General features: G+C 59.0%; 17 protein-coding genes. 14 read left to right on the top strand and 3 right to left on the bottom strand.

All coding sequences use genetic code 11. The features are described 5' to 3' along the window. Nucleotides 1–68: 68 nt before the first annotated feature. Complete coding sequence (locus ACX80D_RS13905) at nucleotides 69–266, bottom strand: hypothetical protein (RefSeq protein WP_459323454.1); 198 nt, start codon at nucleotides 264–266, stop codon at nucleotides 69–71. 138 nt (nucleotides 267–404) lie between these two features. On the opposite strand from ACX80D_RS13905, the gene ACX80D_RS13900 reads away from it, so the two are divergent. From ACX80D_RS13900 to ACX80D_RS13860, 9 genes are all read left to right on the top strand, one after another. Then, on the top strand, nucleotides 405–1,412 hold the full coding sequence (locus ACX80D_RS13900) for an AAA family ATPase (protein ID WP_459323452.1): 1,008 nt from the start codon (nucleotides 405–407) through the stop codon (nucleotides 1,410–1,412). Between the two features lie 7 nt (nucleotides 1,413–1,419). Beyond that, nucleotides 1,420–2,310: a DUF58 domain-containing protein gene (locus ACX80D_RS13895; protein WP_459323450.1), complete on the top strand. Its 891-nt coding sequence runs from the start codon at nucleotides 1,420–1,422 to the stop codon at nucleotides 2,308–2,310. After that, entirely contained in the window at nucleotides 2,300–2,770 is a 471-nt protein-coding gene (locus ACX80D_RS13890) for a hypothetical protein (RefSeq protein ID WP_459323448.1), read from the top strand. Before ACX80D_RS13895 ends, ACX80D_RS13890 begins: the two co-directional genes overlap by 11 nt. Next, nucleotides 2,761–3,744 (top strand): vWA domain-containing protein, encoded by a 984-nt coding sequence (locus ACX80D_RS13885; RefSeq protein ID WP_459323446.1) that lies wholly within the window; start codon nucleotides 2,761–2,763, stop codon nucleotides 3,742–3,744. Before ACX80D_RS13890 ends, ACX80D_RS13885 begins: the two co-directional genes overlap by 10 nt. Then, nucleotides 3,741–4,742, top strand: coding sequence for a VWA domain-containing protein (locus ACX80D_RS13880; RefSeq protein WP_459323444.1), 1,002 nt, complete (start codon nucleotides 3,741–3,743; stop codon nucleotides 4,740–4,742). The genes ACX80D_RS13885 and ACX80D_RS13880 overlap by 4 nt, the downstream gene beginning before the upstream one ends. Further along, nucleotides 4,739–5,545 carry a hypothetical protein gene (locus ACX80D_RS13875; protein WP_459323442.1) on the top strand — a complete coding sequence of 269 codons (807 nt, stop codon included), beginning with the start codon at nucleotides 4,739–4,741 and terminating at the stop codon, nucleotides 5,543–5,545. The genes ACX80D_RS13880 and ACX80D_RS13875 overlap by 4 nt, the downstream gene beginning before the upstream one ends. 412 nt (nucleotides 5,546–5,957) lie before the next feature. Beyond that, nucleotides 5,958–6,926: a methylenetetrahydrofolate reductase gene (locus tag ACX80D_RS13870; protein WP_459323440.1), complete on the top strand. Its 969-nt coding sequence runs from the start codon at nucleotides 5,958–5,960 to the stop codon at nucleotides 6,924–6,926. 80 nt (nucleotides 6,927–7,006) lie between these two features. Further along, nucleotides 7,007–9,337, top strand: coding sequence for a 5-methyltetrahydropteroyltriglutamate--homocysteine S-methyltransferase (gene metE, locus ACX80D_RS13865; protein ID WP_459323438.1), 2,331 nt, complete (start codon nucleotides 7,007–7,009; stop codon nucleotides 9,335–9,337). Nucleotides 9,338–9,523: 186 nt separating this feature from the next. Continuing rightward, nucleotides 9,524–10,936: an aldehyde dehydrogenase family protein gene (locus tag ACX80D_RS13860; protein ID WP_459323436.1), complete on the top strand. Its 1,413-nt coding sequence runs from the start codon at nucleotides 9,524–9,526 to the stop codon at nucleotides 10,934–10,936. A 30-nt stretch (nucleotides 10,937–10,966) separates the two neighbouring features. On the opposite strand, the gene ACX80D_RS13855 is transcribed toward ACX80D_RS13860, so the two are convergent. Further along, nucleotides 10,967–11,899, bottom strand: coding sequence for a LysR family transcriptional regulator (locus ACX80D_RS13855; RefSeq protein ID WP_459323434.1), 933 nt, complete (start codon nucleotides 11,897–11,899; stop codon nucleotides 10,967–10,969). Between the two features lie 477 nt (nucleotides 11,900–12,376). On the opposite strand from ACX80D_RS13855, the gene nrdH reads away from it, so the two are divergent. The 4 genes from nrdH to nrdF all read left to right on the top strand — a co-directional run bounded on the left by nrdH (nucleotide 12,377) and on the right by nrdF (nucleotide 16,465). Beyond that, nucleotides 12,377–12,625, top strand: a complete 249-nt coding sequence (gene nrdH, locus ACX80D_RS13850; RefSeq protein WP_363840449.1) for a glutaredoxin-like protein NrdH — start codon at nucleotides 12,377–12,379, stop codon at nucleotides 12,623–12,625. Nucleotides 12,626–12,752: 127 nt separating this feature from the next. Beyond that, complete coding sequence (gene nrdI, locus ACX80D_RS13845; RefSeq protein ID WP_459323432.1) at nucleotides 12,753–13,229, top strand: class Ib ribonucleoside-diphosphate reductase assembly flavoprotein NrdI; 477 nt, start codon at nucleotides 12,753–12,755, stop codon at nucleotides 13,227–13,229. A 14-nt stretch (nucleotides 13,230–13,243) separates the two neighbouring features. After that, nucleotides 13,244–15,364: a class 1b ribonucleoside-diphosphate reductase subunit alpha gene (nrdE, locus tag ACX80D_RS13840; RefSeq protein ID WP_459323501.1), complete on the top strand. Its 2,121-nt coding sequence runs from the start codon at nucleotides 13,244–13,246 to the stop codon at nucleotides 15,362–15,364. A 123-nt stretch (nucleotides 15,365–15,487) separates the two neighbouring features. Continuing rightward, on the top strand, nucleotides 15,488–16,465 hold the full coding sequence (gene nrdF / locus ACX80D_RS13835; protein WP_459323430.1) for a class 1b ribonucleoside-diphosphate reductase subunit beta: 978 nt from the start codon (nucleotides 15,488–15,490) through the stop codon (nucleotides 16,463–16,465). 186 nt (nucleotides 16,466–16,651) lie between these two features. Here the strand turns inward: nrdF and ACX80D_RS13830 are convergent, their stop codons facing one another. Then, nucleotides 16,652–17,050 (bottom strand): winged helix-turn-helix transcriptional regulator, encoded by a 399-nt coding sequence (locus tag ACX80D_RS13830; protein ID WP_459323428.1) that lies wholly within the window; start codon nucleotides 17,048–17,050, stop codon nucleotides 16,652–16,654. A 97-nt stretch (nucleotides 17,051–17,147) separates the two neighbouring features. Here ACX80D_RS13830 and ACX80D_RS13825 point away from each other — a divergent pair, with 97 nt between their 5' ends. Continuing rightward, on the top strand, nucleotides 17,148–17,996 hold the full coding sequence (locus tag ACX80D_RS13825; protein ID WP_459323426.1) for an SDR family oxidoreductase: 849 nt from the start codon (nucleotides 17,148–17,150) through the stop codon (nucleotides 17,994–17,996). Nucleotides 17,997–18,249: the final 253 nt, after the last annotated feature.

The following is an 18,249-nucleotide window of genomic DNA, read 5'->3' as shown; positions in this document are numbered from 1 at the left end:
GACTGATCCAGCGGGGCCAGCTCAGTCAGTGCGATCGTATCTTCCGGACGTTATGGACGGATGAGGAGTCAGTCCGCTACCTCCAAGATCTCACCAAAGGGGATGGCAGGATCTGTGTGGGCCTGAAGAACGTGGGGATTGCGAACGACACGGACCCCATGGTCCTTTTCCGCCACTGATTGCTGCAGGACGGGGCGGACGGTGGCAATGAAGTCCGCGTCCTTGCCCTGCAGATAGGCTTCATACACTGCTGGCAACTGGCTCATGGTCTTTACTCTAGTCCGCACCGTGCGTCCCGGACAGGGGCGCACGGGAAGTTCTACCCATTGCGGTGCAGCACTAGAATGTGTGGACTGGTCTGTAGCATCAGCTGTGACCTGTGACCGATGAAAGGCCCCATCGCCGTGTTATCAACTAGCGTCAGCTCCACCCTCGACCAGGCAGAGCTGGCTCAAGCGCAGCAGGTGATCGGTAATATTTCCCGTAGCTTTGAGCGCAAGGTGGTGGGACAGGCCCGCTTGCGTGAGACCCTGCTGATCTCGCTCATGACAGGCGGTCACGTCCTTCTGGAATCCGTACCGGGTCTGGCGAAGACCACCGCCGCCCAGACCCTGGCCGAGTCTGTCAGTGCCCTCTTCCATCGCATTCAGTGCACCCCTGATCTGCTGCCCAGTGACATTGTGGGAACCCAGATTTACGACGCCGCCCAGGGCACCTTTGTGACTCAGCTGGGACCGGTTCACGCGAACATTGTCCTCCTTGATGAAATTAACCGCTCCAGTGCCAAAACGCAGTCGGCCATGCTTGAAGCCATGCAGGAGCGCCAAACCACTATTGGTGGGCAGGTCCACACACTCCCGCAACCTTTTATGGTCATGGCAACCCAGAACCCCATCGAACAAGAAGGCACCTACCAACTGCCGGAGGCCCAGATGGACAGGTTCATGCTCAAGGATGTGCTGGACTATCCCAGCCCGGTTGAAGAAGCCGAGGTGATCCGGCGCATTGACTCCGGCGTGTTTCTGGCGGGCGCAACCCCAGAGCCCGTGGCTAACCTCGTTGATATTCGAGCCCTGCAGGACACTGTTAGAAAGGTGTACTTGGACCCGGCGCTGATCAACTACATTGTGGGACTGGTGTATGTGACCCGTCATGCTGGCCAGTACATTGACCCGGCCCTCGCCAAGCTCATTGAATTTGGGGCCAGCCCACGTGCCAGCATTGCCTTCACTCAAGCGGCCCGTGCGCTGGCACTGCTGCAAGGCCGCAACCATGTCATTCCCGAAGATATCAAGGCACTGGCCGATCGGGTTTTGCGGCACAGAATTATTCTGGGTTTTGAGGCTGTGGCAGAAAACGTCGGCGTCGAAAAGGTGATTGCCGCCATCGTCGCCTCAGTTCAGACGCCGTAGCCTGCTTATGATCACGTTGTTGACGGGCGTCAAAGCCAAAATGTATATCTTCGCGCACCGCCGCGCCCGTGGTGTGCTCGATGGCGAGTACGCCTCGATTTTTCGTGGCCGCAGCCTAGATTTCGATGATCTCCGGGACTACGTGCCAGGGGATGAGATCCGCGACATCGATTGGAAGGCAACAGCGCGTGTGGGGACGCCACTGATCAAACGGTATGTCGCCACCCGAAGGCAGCAAGTTCTTTTTGTGGCCGATACTGGCCGCAACATGGCAGCCACCTCTCGCGGCGGAGACATTAAAAAGAACATTGCCGTCATGGTCATGGGTGTCATGGGCTTGCTGGCCACCCGCCACGGTGACTCCGTGGCGCTGGTCCACGGCGAGGGAGCCAACAGCTCGGCACTGCCGGCCAAGGGCACCGAAAGTCATCTCGAGAACGTGCTGCGCCACATGGATGCGGCCTCCTTGGAGCGCGGCTCCAGCGATCTGTGTGCCCGGCTGGAATATGCCGCCTCTCACATTAGAACCCGCACCCTCATGGTGGTCATCGCTGATGAAGTTACTGCTGACGAGCGTCTAGCCAAAGTTCTGCGCCGACTCAAAGCCCAGCACGAAATCCTGTGGGTGGAAATTGCGGATGCTGTTCTGGCCGGTCCTGATGCGGTCCACAGCGTACATGGCACAGGGACGGATGTTGACGGCCTGGCGCAGGTGCTGCTCGATCTTGCTGGCGAACCAGAACTGGCCCGCAGCTACGCTGACGCCGCCGCCGAACGTGCCCGTGGATTGGCCGACCTCTTGAAGTCCAACGGGATTGTCTCGAGCAGTATTGGCGCCTCGGCCCAGGTGATGAATGAAGTCTTTGCCCTGTTGGAAAGGCATCGTCGTGCCCGGTGACGCAATATTTTATGCCCCCATTGGGTACTCAGTGTGGTGGCCACTGCTGGGCGCGGCCCTCTTGATCTTGTGCGCTGGCACGGTGGCGTGGATTTGGATCGCCACCAAATCGCGAACCAACACAGCGGTACCCATCTTCGTAGCACCGCGGAACACCTCGAGTGTCAAACGAAAGTACTGGTCGCTGATCGATGACATCCAACACCGGTACGACGCCGGCCAGTTGGATGGGCGCGCAGCTCACCTTGAGCTGAGCCTGGTTGTGCGCACCTTTGTGCATGAGATGACAGGCCTGCAGACTCAACGGATGACCCTCGCCCAACTGCGCGAGCACCGGCTGCCGTTGGCCGCAGATGCCGTGGAACAGTTCTATCCTGCCGAATTTTCCCGAGTGAGCCAAAATTATTCCTTCCCGGAATCGGCCCAGACAGCCCGGGAGGTGGTAGCGCGATGGAACTGAAGTTTTGGTGGCTACTACCACTGGGACTCGTTGTCCTTGCAATCGCTGTGGTGCTTTTATGGCGTCGCCGCGACGACGCTATCCACGATCTGCCGGTGGCCCACGCGGAACGGTTGACGGCGTTACCGGCTTATCAGCGTGCTGTGCGGCGGCGGCGAAAGTGGCTCACCACCGCTGTGGCCGCTGTGGCGGTGCTGGCGCTCTCCCTTTTAGTGGCGGCTGCCCGGCCCGTGACTGAACGCACCAGCATTCCAGAACAGCTCAACCGGGACATCATCTTGTGTCTGGACGTCTCCGGTTCCATGCTGGACACCGATGAGGCCATTGTCTCCGTGTTTGCCACGTTGGTGGAGAACTTTAAGGGCGAACGGATTGGGCTGACCATTTTTGATTCCTCAGCTGTCACGGTGTTTCCCTTGACGGACGATTACGACTTTGTCGCTGAAGAGCTCAAGATCGCCCAAAAGGCACTCAGTATTGACTTCTCCTCCTACCAGTATTTTGCGGGTACCTACGAGGCTGCCGGATCTTCCCTGATTGGTGATGGATTAGCCAGCTGTATCAATGGCTTCCCGGAAGTGGGGGAGTCAGAACGGTCCAGATCGGTCATTCTGGCAACGGACAACCTCTTGGCGGGAAGGCCGCTGTTCAGTTTGGCCGAAGCCACCTCCTTGGCTCAAACAGCCAAGATCCGCATTTACCCCCTGAACCCCAACGACTACGGGACAAACATATACTTTGGTAACGCAGCAGATGGCCTGAAAAAGACGGCTAGTGCCACCGACGGCGCCTACTTTGCCCTGGAGTCTGAGTCTGCTGTTCCGGAGATCGTACAAAAAGTACAGGCTACTGAAGCGGCCCTGCTCAAGGGTGCGCCACAGCGCATTATTCTGGATAACCCGGGCTGGGCCTTAGGCGTGGCATTGATAGCTTTGCTGGTCTTGGGAACTGCGTGCTGGAGGCTGCGGCGATGACACTGCTTCCAATTTTGCCCCTCTGGCTCTATCTGTCTGTGGCTGGACTGCTCTTGGCCGGGGCAGTTGTGCTCCTGGTGAAGGGGCCCAGCGCCGCCCGCTGGCGTTTGGCCACCTTGGTGGCGTTGGTGTTGGTAGCCGGAGCCAGGCCCGGGCTGGTGGGCGCCGATACTCCTGTGGCCAATACCGAACTCAATGTGTACTTCGTGGTTGATGTGACACCCAGCGTCGCTGCCGAGGACTACAACGGAGCAGCTCAGCGCCTTGACGGCATGAAGAGTGATATCGCTGCTCTTGCCACCGAACTGGCCGGTGCACGCTTCTCGCTGATCTCCTTTGATAGCAATGCCCAGGTGACGCTGCCGCTCACCACCGATGCCACGGCACTGCAGACCATGACTTCGGTACTGACGCCCACATCAACTTTCATCTCCAAAGGCAGCAGCATCAGTGTGGCGAACCAGCTGCTCGGTCAGAGGTTGTCCGCAGGGGCTCAAAGCCACCCTGAGCGGCCGCGTCTGGTGTTTTATTTGGGGGATGGTGAGCAGACTGCCGACGCCGCCCCCGAGCCTTTCAAGGACAACACGGAACTCATCGACGGAGGTGCAGTACTGGGCTATGGGACTGCCGCGGGTGGAAAGATGCGCGAATACAGCTTCAGCAGCGGTTCCCCCGGCCCCTACATTTTGGACAAGGCAGCCCAGTACAAGCCCGCCATCTCCAGCATTGATGAAAAAGCGCTTACGGGAATTGCGGCGCAGCTCAACGTTCCCTATGTGCACCGGGACCAGCCCGGGAACATTGGCGCAGCGTTGGGCAAGACCGCACCGATGGTTTCCTCCTCAGCGCTCGAGGAAGCGGATGCCAGGTCTGGGGCGGGACGCACGGAGCTGTACTGGCTCTTTGCGTTGGCTGCTTTTGGTGTTGCCGGATGGGAACTGCTCTCGATCAACCGCGCCTACCGACAGCTACCGGTCCCGACCAAGGAGCGCACATGATGAACCCTCAAGAATTGGGCGACGCCGGCCAGGCTGCCACATCTGCAGCTGAAGCAATCGAGATGGATAAGGCAGAACCCGCCGCAGTGCTCGTGGCTGCCCGCCGCCGACGCCGCAAGTTACTGCTCATGGCTGCCCCTGCCGTGCTGCTCACCGCTGTGGTAGCGCTGAAGCTACTCAGTCTGCCACTGGCTGCTGGGCAGGCTGCCTCAGCTTATGAGGCAAACAACGCCGATGGGACAGTCCGGGCCGGCCAGGCCATGGGAGTGCTGAACATGGTTGAACGGTATAAATCGCACTTCGCCTTAGGGGATGGGTACGTGTTGCGCGGCGACTTCGCCCAGGCCAAAGAGGAATTTTCCACAGCGTTGGAACTGGTGCCGGCACACGAGTCATGCAAGGTCCGGGTGAACTTGGTGCTCAGCCTGGAGAAGCTCGGTGAGGCGCAGGAAAAGGCCGGGGACACGGCGTCGGCCATGGAATTTTATGCCCAGGGCAGCGAAACGGTGGCTCAGGCTCCCCGAGACTGCTTCACACCCACTAGTCCCAACAACGAGGAGGGTGAGGGTGAGGCGTTGCGCGAGGCGGCGCAACGCCTTGAGGAGAAGCAATCGGGCGCCGCCACTGGTGGTGAAGAGGACCAGAAGGGTGAGGGTGAACCTGAGCAGGCACCAGCGCCGCCGGCCAGCAAGATGGAGCAGTTGAAGGAGGCTGGGCAGAAAGCGCAGCGCGAGCGCAGCAAGGGTGAGCGGCTCGGTGAGATGCTCGATGAGGAGCCGCAACAGCATTCCAAGCCCTGGTGAAGGGTAGCGCCCGTGAATCACCGGAAGACCTGCCGATGGCTCAGTAATTCGGCGTAGAGGGTAAAAACTCTTCTCCGCCCGAACAAAAGAATAGAAATATTCCGTAAAGTCGCGTCGTAATTCGATTCCCGGGTTGCACAGCCGGAAAAGGGGTGCATATAGTGGACGCACGTTAGTTCCTCAACGTGTGTCAGCGACCTTTGGATGATTCGAAGGTGTGGGTGCCCCCATGTGGGTCTGACATTTGCTCGCGGATCAAGCCGCTGACTACGCAACAGTTCTACTAAATATTTTGCGTAACACTGGGCTTGGCTTCCGCTGTTCTCTTCGAAAATGTGATCGTTGCAGCCAGTAGGTGTTCTAGAAGCCTGTGGTGGCAACGGCCAACCCATCCTCAAGGACCCTCAAGCAAATGTCTCCTCCGAGCCTGATACAGGCATCGGCGCAAGCATCGCACAGTGCGCCGATCGCCCTTTCCTACGAACTCTTCCCACCTAAGAATGATGTTGCCGAATCCACGTTGTGGGACACCATCCGTGAATTGGAAACAACCAATCCTGACTATGTCTCCGTCACCTATGGGGCCAATGGCAGTAACCGTGACACCGCGGTCGAACTGCTCCACCGGCTCCTGAACGAGACTTCCCTTTTACCGCTGGCGCACCTGACGTGCGTTGGCAATACGGCCGATGAACTCGCCGAGATTATCTCTGAGCTGTTGGACCATGGTGTCCGCGGAATCTTGGCCCTGCGCGGGGACCTGCCGCAGGACGGACCCACCACGCCTAGGGCAGGTTCCTTGAATTATGCCCAAGACCTCATTGAGCTGATCCGTCGCGTTGAACAGCGCCGCTCGGCATTGTTATGTGCTGGCAAGGTGGCCATTGGTGTGGCAGCCTATCCGGCACGGCACCCGGAATCGCCCTCTATTGAACATGATGTGGAGGTCCTGCTGGCCAAGCAGCGCTCCGGCGCCGATTTTGCCATCACTCAGGTGTTCTTCCACGCGGACCAGTACAAGGATCTAGTCACTCGGGCCCGCCGCGCCGGGGTCAGCATTCCCCTCATCCCGGGGGTCATGCCGCTGACCAGTCTGCGCCGAGTTCAGCGCCTGGGGGATCTGACCGGGGTTGAGCCCAGCGCCAAGCTCCTTGATGATCTGGGCCGTGCTGATGACAGTGCGCAGAGCCGGAAAGTTGGGGTCAAAGCTACCGTAGATCTGGCTCGAGCCGCTTTGGATGCAGGGGCCCCTGGCATTCACCTTTACACCTTCAATGAGCACGCAGCTGCTCTTGAAGTGCTGGATAAGCTCCAACTGCCCCGTCCTGGGCGCCCTTCCGTTGGGCCCCGAACGCCAGCACCACGCTTAGTGCGGGCCTAGCTTCCGTTCGGGTACCCTTCCACACCCTCTCTTACCTTTTTTCTATGAAATCTTTGTCTTAAAAATCTAAGGAAACTTACATGTCAAACATCTCTGCATTCCCCACCGCCTCCCTGCTGGGCTACCCCCGCATTGGCCGCCGCCGTGAACTAAAGAAGGCCATTGAGGGCTTCTGGGCTGGCAAGATCGACGCCACCGAGCTCGATGCGGCCGCCAAGGAAATCCAGCTGGGCACCGCCCGCCGCCTGGCTGAGTTGGGCCTGACCGAGGCAGCAGCCATCCCCGGCACGTTCTCTTACTACGATCAGGTGCTGGACGCCATCACTCACATAGGCGCCGTCCCGGCCCGCTTCGGTGAACTGCGCAACGCCGATGGCCAGCTGGACATCAACGCCTACTTCACCCTGGCCCGTGGCACAGTGGAGCAACAGCCGCTGGAAATGACCAAGTGGTTCGATACCAACTACCACTACCTGGTGCCGGAGATTGGCCCGGAGACCTCCTTCTCGTTGACCTCTACCCGCGTGGTGGAGCAGTTCAAATACGCCCTAGCCAACGGATTTGAGACCCGCCCGTACCTGGTTGGCCCTGTCACGTTCATGCTGTTGAGCAAGGCCAGCGATGAAGCGCCGGCAGACTTCAACCCGCTCTCCCGTTTGGAAGACGTGCTGCCGGTTTACGTTGAACTGTTGAGCCGTCTCGGTGCCGCGGGTGCCAGCTGGGTTCAGCTTGATGAGCCGGCTCTGGTAGCCGATCAAGATGTACCCGTTGCGCAGATTCAGGCTGCTGTTGCCCGTAGCTACGAGGTGCTCGGTGCGGCTGCTGGCCGCCCGCAGATCCTTGTCTCCACCCCATTCGGCGCCCTGACTGAATTGCTGCCGACCTTGGCTGGCTCACCCATCGAGGCGTTGCACATCGATGCATTCAAGGGTGCCGTTCCTTCCGCTGCGGAATTGGCACTGCTGGCCGGCAAGACTGTGGTGGCCGGTGTTGTGGATGGTCATAACATTTGGCTCAACGATCTGGCAGAATCGGCTGCCCGTTTGGATACCTTGAAGGCTGCCGGCCTCACGGTCACCGTCTCCACCTCCACCTCCACCCAGCACGTCCCGCACGATGTCACCGAGGAAACCCAGCTCTCGGCGGAACTGCGCAGCTGGTTGGCGTTCGCGGACCAGAAGATCACCGAAGTGGTGACGCTGGCAGCGCACCTTGGGGACCCGGCGTCGTCCGCTGCCGCTATTGCCCAGGCCTCAGCCATCATTGCCTCCCGCGCCGAAGGGGCGGGTGTCAAGCGCCCAGAGGTGCGTGCCCGCTTGGCCGCACTAACCCCGTCCGATTTCAACCGCTCCGCCTACGAGGTGCGCGAGGCGGCGCAGGAAGCCGCGTTGGCACTGCCGCCGCTGCCCACCACCACCATTGGCTCCTTCCCGCAGACCGGAGAAATCCGCTCGGCCCGTGCCCGCGCCAACAAGGGTGCCATCACCTCGGACGAATACACCACGCTGATGAAGGATGAGATCAAGCGCGTTGTTGACCTGCAGGAAGAGCTGGACTTTGATGTGCTGGTGCACGGCGAGCCCGAGCGCAATGACATGGTCCAGTACTTTGCCGAGAACCTCGAAGGCTTTGATGTGACGGTCCATGGCTGGGTTCAGTCGTACGGTAGCCGTTGCACCCGGCCCTCCATCCTTTGGGGCGATGTCACCCGCGAGAAGGCCATTACGGTTTCTTGGGCAGAATACGCGCAGTCACTCACCAACAAGCCCATGAAGGGCATGCTCACGGGTCCGGTCACTATTCTGGCGTGGAGCTTTGTGCGCGATGATCAGCCCCTGGGAGACACCGCCAACCAGGTGGGCTTGGCGCTGCGTGATGAGATTGCAGATCTGGAAGCCGCCGGCATCAAGATCATCCAAGTTGATGAGCCTGCCCTGCGCGAACTGCTCCCGCTGCGCCGCGCAGACCAGGGGGCTTACCTGGACTGGTCGGTCAACTCCTTCCGTCTCTCCACCGCCGGTGCAGCAGATGCCACTCAGATCCACACCCACCTGTGCTATTCCGAATTCGGGGTCATCATTGACGCCATTGACGGATTGGACGCTGACGTGACCTCCATTGAGGCTGCCCGCTCACGCATGGATGTTGTCAACGATTTGGAAGCACACGGCTTTGGTCGTGGTGTTGGCCCGGGCGTCTACGACATTCACAGCCCCCGCGTCCCCGGTGCGGCCGAGGTCACCGAATTGCTCGGCACTGCCGTCAAGCATGTGCCGGTCCGCCAGCTCTGGGTCAACCCGGACTGCGGATTGAAGACCCGCGGCTATGTAGAGACCGAAGAGTCCCTGCGCAATCTGGTGGCGGCAACCAAAGAAGTCCGCGCCCAGCTCGCCGTCGCCCATTCGCACTAGCACTGCTGCGGCTGCTGCTTCTGCTGCGCGGAGCGGAGTTCAGCACTAGCTCTACAGCTTCCCCAGCCTCAGCAACAGCGCCTCTGGCCACTCCGCACGGAATGGCCAGGGGCGCTGTGTTGTTTGCTCGCACCGCACACTACTCGTGGGTAACCAACGGGTTCCGTGGAGGGGTAGATTAAAGCCATGAGCGTACAAGAGAGCGTCGCAGCGGCCCGGGCAGTCTTCAATAGCGGCACCACCAAGCCCTTGGCATGGCGGGTGCAGCAGTTGAAGGCCATGAACACCATGCTCGTTGAGCATCGCGACGACTTCACCGCCGCTCTGGCTGCCGATCTGGGCAAGCATCCGGCAGAGTCATGGCTTACCGAGATTGGCTTCCTCACCTCAGATATCGCCCACACCCTCAAGCACCTCGAGGGGTGGCTGAAGCCCCGCAAGGTTCCTGTGCCGCTGGCCCTTGCACCCGCGCGGGCAACAACGGTACTTGAGCCGCTCGGCGTCGTGCTGGTCATTGCGCCATGGAATTACCCCATCCAGCTACTGCTGGCACCCATGATTGGCGCGCTCGCAGCCGGCAACACCGTGGTGGGCAAGCCCAGTGAGATGGCTCCTGCCAGCTCGGCGGCGCTGGCCCGCTGGATCCCGGAATACCTCTCGGGCGCGGTAACCATCGTGGAGGGTGGCGTACCCGAGACCACCGAGTTGCTCGAGCAGCGTTTCGACCATATTTTCTACACAGGCAATGGCCGCGTGGGACGCATTGTGATGGCCGCCGCCGCCAAGCACCTCACGCCCGTGACGCTGGAGCTGGGCGGGAAATCGCCCGTCTACATTGACGAGTCCGTGGACATGATTGCTGCCGCGCGCCGCATCGCCTGGGGCAAGTTCATGAACGCCGGGCAGACCTGTGTGGCCCCGGACTATGTACTGGGCACCGATGCGGCGTTGGCCAAGCTTGCCAAGGAACTGCCACTTGCCATCGAGGACCTCTACGGCGCAGAGCCGGCGCACAGCTTGGCCTACGGGCGGATTATCAATGACGACGCCTTTGCCCGAATCACCGGACTCTTAGCCCACGATCTTGCCGACGACGCCGGATCCGCCCTCGTCAGTGGTGGGAACACGGACGCTGCAACGCGCTACATCGAACCGACAGTTATCCATGTAGATGACGCGGCGCAGCTCATGGAGGCGGAGATCTTTGGCCCCGTGCTGCCGTTGCTGACCGTTGGGTCCGCGGCGGAGGCTATTGACTTCATCAATGAGCGGGACAAACCTCTTGCCCTGTATGTCTTTAGCAGCGATGAAAGTGTGAGGGCGGACTTCATGGAACAGACCTCCTCCGGCGCCCTAAACTTTGGGGTGCCCGTGGCGCATCTGTCCATTCCGGGACTGCCCTTTGGCGGGGTGGGGGAGAGCGGCATGGGGGGCTACCATGGTCAGCTTTCGGTGGAAACGTTCTCCCACCACAAGGCCGTGATGGATAAGCCGCTGTCCCCGGACACCCTCTCGCTGATTTACCCGCCGTACGGTGCGGTTAAGACCCAGATCATCAAGCGTCTTGTGGCGCCGGCGAAGAAGTCCAAGAAGTCTTAGGGTCCAGGTGCCCGGGCGCCTCGGCGCTCGTTACGGTTTGGGGTCCACGTGGCTGGTGCCGGTAACCTCGGCCAGAGTGCTGGCTAGTTTGTCCACGAACACCTCCACACGTGCGGTGCGGCTGTCATTGATGAGCAGCGCAAAGATGTTCCGGGCCAGCCGAATCTCGGGCACATCCAACACCACCACGTTCTCGGTCCGGCCTTGCAGCGCTAATTCGGGAACCAGTGCGGCGCCCATGCCCACGCCAGCAAGTTGCAGGCTGGTGTTGAAGTCGTCACTGTAGACGGCCACGCGTGGATACAGATTGCAACTGGCGAACAGCCGCTCGATCACGGTGGCATCGCTGGTGCCGGGGTGGTGCATGATCCATGGCATGTCGGATAGTTGCGCGGCCTCCATGACCGAGCCTGGTTGGATACCCCACGATTTAGGCAGCACTACCCTGAAGTTGTCGTCGCCGATCCACTGCCGATTAAGACTGTGCGGCCACGCTAGCCCGGATTGGCCCACCTGATACACCAGGGCGACATCAAGTTCGCCTCCTGTCCGTAAACCACCAATGGTCTGTTGCGGCTCGCCCACCGAGACATGCAAGTTGATCCCTAGCTCCGGCCATTGCGGGCTGGCCAGTAGGCGCGGCAACACATGACTGGCTAGTGAGGGGAAGATTCCAAGACGCAATTGCTGCCCCGCGCCAGCCTCGGTCTTGGCGCTCGCAGCCAGCAGCGCATCAATGTCCGTCAGCACCTTCGATGCGTGCCGTGCCATGACCAGAGCGGCGTCGGTTGGCTGTACGCTGCGGGCGGAGCGTTGGAAGAGCTGCACTCCGCTGTCTCGCTCCAAGGCGGTCATCTGCTGTGAAACGGCCGACGCCGTGTACCCCAGTCGTGTGGCAGCGGCGGCAAAGGAGCCGCGGTGCACCACTTCTAGTAAGGTGCGCAGGTGCAGAGGGTTGATCACAAGCGTGTCACTTTCTAGCAGTTCTACCGGTTCTGGCGGAATGGCATGTTTCTTGAAAACTCTAGGTCACCGAGGGCCCTATACCAGCATCCTTGCCATGGTGCTTTCGGTGGCTGCCCAACACTAGATCCGACACGCCACAGAACTAGACACGCCGCACATTAATTTGTGGCTAACTAGTCCACAGCCTGTGGACAGATCGGATTAAACCTTGAGTTCTGGCGTATTTAAATTCCACAGCCTGTGGATGACGGGTGCACAAAATGACAAAGGTGTAATACATCATGTTGGGGTCTTTCGTTGGGGGATGCACTAGATGTAGTATTGAAACATCGAACACAGCAGTTTGGGTTGATGCCCAAATACACTGGCGAGGCCGTAGCGCAAGCGCCCAGGCCCCATAAGCAGTGAGCAAGCCCCCAAGGGGCATGAGCGCTAAATTTTAAGAACAGTTTTATGAAAAAGGGGAACTCGATCATGACCGTTACGGTTTACACCAAACCCGCATGCGTCCAGTGCAATGCCACGTACCGCGCCTTGGACAAAAAGGGCATCACCTACCAGAGCGTCGACATTTCCACCGATCCTCAAGCGCTCGAGCACGTGCTCAGCTTGGGTTACCAGCAGGCTCCTGTAGTGATCACCGACGCTGACCACTGGTCAGGCTTCCGCCCGGACAAGATTGCCGAACTGGCTGCCGCCGTCGAAAGCGCCAGCGTAGCTTAATTGATCCTGCAGGCTAGGCGCCTGTGGAATCAACATTAGTTCCCGTGCATCACGCACACGAGGTGGGGCTGGCCAGCACAACCAGCCAGCCCCACACACGCACGTAAGTAGTTGGAAAGCGAAAGCCATGTTAGCCGTTGCAGCAGAAGCCGCAGTAGCTCCACTAACTTCTCGAACCACCAGTAGCCGGCTGATCTATTTCTCCTCGGCCTCCGATAACACCCACCGTTTCATTGTGAAACTTGGCGTGGATGCGGCCCGGATGCCGATTTACACCTACGAAGAAACCCTCCTGGCACAAGAGCCATTTGTCTTAGTCCTACCCACCTATGGTGGGGAGAACCGGCTGGGGGCGGTACCAAAGCAAGTCATCAAGTTCCTCAACGTGGAACAAAACCGGGCGTTGATCCGCGGCGTCATTGGCGCGGGAAACACCAACTTCGGTCAAACGTATTGCCTCGCCGGTGACATCGTCGCCGAGAAGTGCAAAGTACAGCATTTATACCGTTTTGAACTCATGGGAACGTCTGCGGACGTCGATCGGGTTCGTGAAGGATTGGAAGAATTTTGGACACGATTGTCTCAGACCAAGAAGTTGCAGTGAAGGCGTCGAAGGAGATGCCCGCAGCATGGGAGGGCATGGGTTATCACGAGCTCAACGCCATGCTCAACCTGTACAACTCTCAGGGTGAAATCCAGTTCGACGCGGACCGCGCAGCTGCCCGGCAGTACTTCCTCCAGCACGTGAACAACAACACCGTGTTCTTCCATGACTTGGAAGAAAAGCTGGAATACCTGGTGAAGAACGAGTACTACGAACGCGAGACGCTGGATCAGTACAGCATGAACTTCACCCGCGAGCTGTTCCAGCGCGCATACAAAAAGAAGTTCCGTTTTGAAACCTTCTTGGGCGCGTTCAAGTTCTACACCTCATACACGCTCAAGACGTTCGACGGTAACCGTTTCCTGGAACGCTACGAAGACCGTGTGTGCATGGTTGCCCTGCACCTGGCCCGTGGCAACGAGGAATTGGCAAACAGCATCGTCGATGAAATCATCGACGGTCGCTTCCAGCCGGCAACCCCCACCTTCTTGAACGCCGGTAAGGCACAGCGCGGCGAGCTCGTCTCCTGCTTCCTGCTTCGCATCGAAGACAACATGGAGTCCATTGGCCGCTCCATCAACTCCGCACTCCAGCTTTCCAAGCGCGGCGGCGGCGTGGCGTTTGCTCTGACCAACATCCGCGAAGTGGGCGCACCCATCAAGCAGATCGAGAATCAGTCCTCCGGTGTCATCCCCGTGATGAAGCTCCTCGAAGACAGCTTCTCCTACGCTAACCAGCTCGGTGCCCGCCAGGGTGCAGGAGCTGTGTACCTGCACGCTCACCACCCCGACATCAACCGTTTCTTGGACACCAAGCGCGAGAACGCTGATGAAAAGGTTCGTATTAAGACCCTCTCCTTGGGCGTTGTCATCCCCGACATCACCTTCGAGCTGGCCAAGCGCGACGAGGACATGTACCTGTTCTCTCCGTACGACGTCGAAAAGGTCTACGGCGTGCCGTTCTCCGACATCTCGGTCACCGAGAAGTACTACGAAATGGTGGACGACGCCCGGATCAAGAAGACCAAGATCAAGGCCCGCGAGTTCTTCCAGACTCTTGCCGAGATCCAGTTCGAATCCGGTTACCCGTACATCATGTTTGAAGACACGGTGAACCGTGAAAACCCCATCGAGGGCAAGATCATCATGAGCAACCTTTGCTCTGAGATTCTCCAGGTGTCAGCACCCACCACGTACAACGATGATCTCTCCTACGCCGAGACCGGCAAGGACATCTCCTGCAACCTGGGTTCATTGAACATTGCCAAGGCCATGGATTCCCCCGACTTCGGTGCCACGATCGAGACGGCTATCCGCACCTTGACCGCTGTTTCTGACATGTCAAACATCACCAGCGTTCCCTCCATTGCCAAGGGCAACCGTCAGTCGCGCGCCATCGGCCTGGGCCAGATGAACCTGCACGGCTACCTTGCCCGTGAGCGCGTTCACTACGGTTCCGAAGAGGGCCTGGACTTCACCAACATCTACTTCTACACGGTTGTGTACCACTGCCTCCGTGCCTCGAACTTGTTGGCGATCGAGAATAACTCCACGTTCATCAACTTTGAGAACTCCAAGTACGCAACGGGTGAATTCTTCGATAAGTACACCGATCAAGAATGGTTGCCGAAGACCGCCAAGGTTGTGGAGATGTTCGAGGGCATGCACATTCCTACTCAGGAAGATTGGCGTGCGCTGAAGGCTTCAGTCATGGAGCACGGCATCTACAACCAGAACCTGCAGGCTGTTCCGCCCACCGGTTCCATCAGCTACATCAACAACTCCACCTCCTCGATCCACCCGATTGCCTCCATGATTGAAATTCGCAAGGAAGGCAAGCTGGGACGCGTGTACTACCCGGCTCCGTACCTGACGAACGACAACGTCGAGTACTACAAAGATGCGTACGAGATCGGCTTCGAGAAGATCATCGACACCTACGCCGCTGCCACCCAGCACGTGGACCAGGGCCTGTCCTTGACGTTGTTCTTCAAGGACACCGCCACCACGCGTGACATCAACAAGGCTCAGATTTACGCCTGGCGTAAGGGCATCAAGACCATCTACTACATCCGTCTTCGCCAGCTCGCGCTGGAAGGGACCGAGGTCGAAAACTGCGTATCATGTCAGCTTTAATGGCGTGAGCACCACATAACTGAAGAGCACGACGGCGGGTGAGTTCCCGCCGTCGTGCCTTCGGATTAAGATTGATTTGGCCCAGTGCGGCCGCTAAAGATTTTTACGAGGAGAGAAATAGCGATGACACCGGACAAGCTGAAGTTGGCGAACCATGTGAAGGCCATCAACTGGAACCGCATCGAGGACGACAAGGACGTTGAAGTCTGGAACCGCCTGTGCAACAACTTTTGGCTGCCGGAGAAGGTGCCGCTGTCCAACGACGTCCAGTCCTGGGCTACTCTGACGCCGGAAGAGCAGCTGCTCACCATGCGCGTTTTTACTGGCCTGACCCTGCTGGACACCCTGCAGGGCACGGTGGGTGCCGTCTCGCTGATTCCTGACGCCATCACTCAGCACGAGGAAGCCGTCTACACGAACATTGCCTTCATGGAATCGGTCCACGCCAAGAGCTACTCCTCGATCTTCTCCACCTTGGCCTCCACGAAGGAAATTGACGAGGCATTCCGCTGGTCGGTGGAAAACGTGAACCTGCAGAAGAAGGCTCAGATTATTGAGTCCTACTACCACGGTGACGATCCCCTCAAGCGCAAGATTGCCTCCACTTTGCTGGAATCTTTCCTGTTCTACTCGGGCTTCTACCTGCCCATGTACTGGTCCTCACGCGCCAAGTTGACGAACACCGCTGACTTGATCCGTTTGATCATCCGCGATGAGGCCGTGCACGGCTACTACATTGGCTACAAGTACCAGAAGGGCTTGGAGGAGGTCTCCGAGGAGCGCCGCGAAGAGCTGAAGGCTTGGACGTTTGAGCTCATGTTTGAACTCTACGAAAATGAAGTTCAGTACACTCATGACCTCTACGATCCCGTTGGCTTGGCTGAGGACGTCAAGAAGTTCCTGCACTACAACGCCAACAAGGCGCTCATGAACTTGGGCTACGAGGCCATGTTCCCGGCCGCCGTCACCGACGTGAACCCGGCCATCCTCTCGGCTCTGTCACCGAACTCGGATGAGAACCACGATTTCTTCTCCGGATCAGGTTCCTCCTACGTCATCGGCAAGGCAGTCAACACCGAAGACGACGACTGGGACTTCTAAGCTTTCTTCTCTCGAAGGCTCCAGCTGAAAATCTTAAAACGCCCCGGATCTGCGAAATGTCGCAGATCCGGGGCGTCTTTATTTTCTCCAGTTAAAGGGCTCCGACCCTTACCGTGCCAGCATCTTGCGTGGCAAGCGGGGCTTCGGGGCTTTCCTGGCTGCTACAGAGGCGATTGATAGTTTGTATCAGGCCTCGGCGGCGTCGTAGGCCTGCTGCGATTGAAGTACGTGCGGAAGCTCGGCTTCCAGGGCGCTGGTCAAGGCCAAGAGCGGTCCTGCGATTCTGAGGCCAAGGGGCGTCAGGGCGTAGTCGACGTTCGGTGGGATGTTGCTATGCACGGTCCGCGTCACCATCCCGTCACGCTCAAGCTGTCCCAGCGATTGGGACAACATCCGTTCACTCACACCTTCAACTCTGCGCCGCACCTCGCCGAAGCGCATCGGATCCTCGCTGAGTTTCAGTGCCACGACGATGAGCGCACCCCACCGTCCAGTGAGGTGCTGGAGTGCAAGCCGAGACGTGCATGCGCTCGAGAAAACGTCGGCTTCTAGCAACTCGACTGATTCATCTTCCTTGCCTGACATGCCCATAGCTTACACCGAAATCAGTGCTTACAAAAGAGTTGCACTTATTTAAAGTAAGTGGTTAGCTTATTGAACAACCTATTGAAAGAGGCGCAGCGTGCGTATTGCAGTCACCGGAGCTACCGGCCACCTGGGTGGTCATGTCATCGAATCACTTATCAGCCGCGGCGTCTCGGCAACGGACATCGTTGCTATTGTTCGCAACCAAGACAAGGCTGCTGAACTTGCCGCCAAGGGCATCAAGCTTGGTGTCGCATCCTACGAAGACGAGGCCGCACTCACCGCGGCTCTAGAAGGCGTGGAGCGGCTGGTGCTCGTCTCCGGTAGTGAGGTGGGCCAGCGCGTGGCGCAACATGCCAACATCATCAATGCCGCCAAGGCGGCTGGCGTGAAGTTCATTGCCTACACGAGTCTGCTCAACCTTGACACCTCTGACCTCGGCTTGGCCCCGGAGCACGCTGCCACAGAAGAACTTCTCGCGAAGAGCGGCATTGACCACGCGCGGTTGCGCAACGGCTGGTACTGGGAGAACTTTGCCTCGGCCATTGAATCAGGCAAGGCTGCTGGGAAGTTCTTCGGCGCCGCTGGCGCAGCCAGGGTCTCAGGGGCGGCGCGTCGTGACTACGCAGAAGCTGCAGCCGTAGTGGCGACCAGCGAAAATCAGGCTGGCAAAGTTTACGAACTCGCAGGTTCTCCCGCGGTTAGCTACCAAGGTATTGCGGACGGGGTGGCCAAGGTCATCGGTGCCGACGTCGAGTACGTCAACCAGCCGGTGGACGAGTACCAAGCAACATTGGAGAGCTTTGGGTTGCCCGCCGAGGTTGCAGGGATGGTCGCGGGCATGGAACCCGTCATTGAAAAGGGTGCCCTCTACTCTGAGAGCACCGACTTGCAAGATTTGATTGGTCGCCCGTCAGCCTCCGTGTCAGAGGCCCTCTCGGCCTAGTGCACTGAGCGAACTTGGGGGAGGCTGCCAGGAATCATCTGGAACGTTCCCTTGGCATGCTCCCCTGGCAAGCGCCAAGGCGATATAAACGAAGAACCTAGTCAAGGCCCGAAGCTGCGAAATCTCGCGGCTTCGGGCCTTCTTCAGTACGCCCAGCATGGGCATTTGCTTGGAGGTGAAAGTCCTCTGGTCGAGAAGGTGGTTTAAGACCTAGTCAATGGCAACTGCGTCACCGTGAGGTGGGGTGGGAAGG

The organism is Arthrobacter sp. Sr24 (assembly GCF_054511175.1).
The sequence above is the reverse complement of the archived record's forward strand: the minus strand, read 5'-3'. Positions and strand labels throughout refer to the sequence as shown.